This window comes from Methylobacterium sp. WL103 (genome assembly GCF_008039885.1).
GTDB lineage: Bacteria > Pseudomonadota > Alphaproteobacteria > Rhizobiales > Beijerinckiaceae > Methylobacterium > Methylobacterium cerastii.
Genome location: NZ_VRUX01000659.1, coordinates 1 through 2,195, shown reverse-complemented (window position 1 = coordinate 2,195; position 2,195 = coordinate 1). Strand labels below are relative to the sequence as shown.

The window sequence follows — 2,195 nt, the reverse complement described above, 5'->3', positions numbered from 1 at the left end:
CCGGTGCTCGCGAGCGCGCTCGCCGGCCTGATCGCGATCGGCGCGCTGGCCCGGCTCGCCCTGATCCGGATCGTCCTCGCCCTGCCCGGCGAGGAACCGGGCGAGCCGTGCCCGGCGCCGGCCGAGCCTCCTTTAAGCCGGCGTTAGGCGCTTTGCCCGAAAACGGCCGATGGTGACGGCCGGACGGGGCGCGCGAGAGACATGAGCACGACGCCGAGCCCGGCTGCCGGGACAAGCCCTTCAGCCGGGAACGCTTCTTCTGCGGGGCAGGGCGCCGCGGCGGCACCCGGAGCGCCGCGCGACGGCATCCTGTCGGCCGAGGGCATCGCCGCCCTGGCGCAGGCGGGCGGCATCCTGACGCCTTCCCCCTTCGCCGCCGACCAGATCCAGCCCGCGAGCCTCGACCTGCGCCTCGGGGCGCGGGCCTGGCGCGTGCGCACCAGCTTCCTGCCGGGCGCGTCCCGCGCGGTCTCGGCCTGCGTCGCGCGCCTTTCGTTCCACGAGATCGACCTGCGGCCCGGCGCGGTGCTGGAGACCGGCTGCGTCTACATCGCCGAGCTGCAGGAATCCCTGGCCCTGCCCGAGACCCTCGCGGCGGCGGCCAACCCGAAGAGCTCGACCGGTCGGATCGACGTGTTCACCCGCGTCATCACCGACCGGGCGGAGGCGTTCGACCAGGTCGAGGCCGGCTATCGCGGGCCGCTCTACGCCGAGATCTCGCCGCGCACCTTCCCGGTCCTGGTCCGCACCGGCTCGCGCCTGTCGCAGATCCGCTTCCGCCGCGGCACGGTGCGGCTGCGCGACGACGAGCTCGTCGCGCTGCACGCGCGCTCGCCGCTCGTCACCGCGGCGGCGCCGTCCTTCCACGGCGGCGTCGCCGTCTCCGTGGACCTCGCCGGATTCGACGGGCTCATCGGCTACCGGGCCAAGCGCCATACCGGCCTCGTGGACGTGGACGCCCCCGGGCGCCATGCGGCGGCCGAGTTCTGGGAGCCGCTGCCGGCCGACGGCTCGGGCTCGCTGATCCTCGATCCCGGCCAGTTCTACATCCTGGCCTCGAAGGAATCGGTGCAGGTGCCGCCCGACCACGCCGCCGAGATGGTCCCGTTCGACCCGCTGGTGGGCGAGTTCCGGGTCCACTACGCCGGCTTCTTCGATCCCGGCTTCGGCTATGCCGGCGCCGGCGGCACCGGCGCGCGCGCGGTGCTGGAGGTGCGCTCGCGCGACGTGCCGTTCCTGCTCGAGGACGGTCAGATCGTCGGCCGCCTCGTCTACGAGCGCATGGAGGCGGTGCCGCGGATGCTCTACGGCGCCGGCGCCGGCTCGAACTACCAGGCGCAAGGGCTGAAGCTGTCGAAGCACTTCGCCTGAGGCGGCGCGGCCTTGAGTGACCCGGCCACCGCAATCCTCGCGCGGAGTCCGAGCCGGCCACGGGCGTGCCCGCGGCACGGTCGATCCAGATCACATTACCGCCGCCGACGAACCCAGGATGCCGGAGTGCTGGACGATCGCGTTGATGGGCAAGATCGCGTAGCCATCCCGGTCGGCATCTGCATCCGGAAGTCGCGGCGCCCGCTTCGACGCCCCCTGTTCGTGTAACGGCGCACCGAACCCGCCGAGCCGTGCGACCTGTCCGTGGGACGGCGCGCGAAAAAGCTCCGATTTCGCGGTGGCTTGCTGAATCCAACGCCGTCGGAAGGGAGTGGTGGGCCCGGCAGGACTCGAACCTGCAACCAGACCGTTATGAGCGGTCGGCTCTAACCATTGAGCTACAGGCCCAAGACGTTGATACGACGTGTACTTCGGCTGAACGATTCATCCGTCGAGCCCGTCGGCGACGCCGATGGTGCGTACCGCGAACGGAGCGCGACAGCAAGGGATGTCGTGCGCTTCGCCGGGCGCGGCCGCCCTTCGCTCGCGCGCCCGCTCCCATTCGGCCGGACGCGACAGACCCGCCTGTCCGCCACGGCATCGAGAGCCACGGCGGATCGAGGCGAGCCCTCAGGCACAGGATTAGGGCCGACCCACCGTTGCAGGCCGCGTTCCCATTTCGGGGGCACGCCCACGGTTCGGCCCCGCCCCGATCTGCTCACGGGGCGGGGGAACCCCGGATCTCACCAGCGTGAGCCGATACGCGACGCGGCTCGTGCGAAGGATGGCGCGGGGCGGTTAAGGCGGCCTCCACGGGGCGGGGC

The 2,195-nt window shown here is 72.3% G+C and carries 1 protein-coding gene and 1 tRNA gene; one reads left to right on the top strand and one right to left on the bottom strand.

Features of this window, described 5'->3' with window-relative positions:
- The first annotated feature begins 201 nt into the window (after nt 1–201).
- Nucleotides 202–1,371 carry a 2'-deoxycytidine 5'-triphosphate deaminase gene (locus FV222_RS23870; protein WP_147762931.1) on the top strand — a complete coding sequence of 390 codons (1,170 nt, stop codon included), beginning with the start codon at nt 202–204 and terminating at the stop codon, nt 1,369–1,371.
- Between the two features lie 332 nt (nt 1,372–1,703).
- Here FV222_RS23870 and FV222_RS23865 read toward each other — a convergent pair.
- A tRNA-Ile gene (locus FV222_RS23865) sits at nt 1,704–1,779 on the bottom strand.
- Nucleotides 1,780–2,195: the final 416 nt, after the last annotated feature.

Excerpts from the sequence above, each read along its gene's own strand:
- FV222_RS23870 (WP_147762931.1), top strand. The coding sequence starts at position 202 with ATGAGCACGACGCCGAGCCCGGCTGCCGGGACAAGCCCTTCAGCCGGG.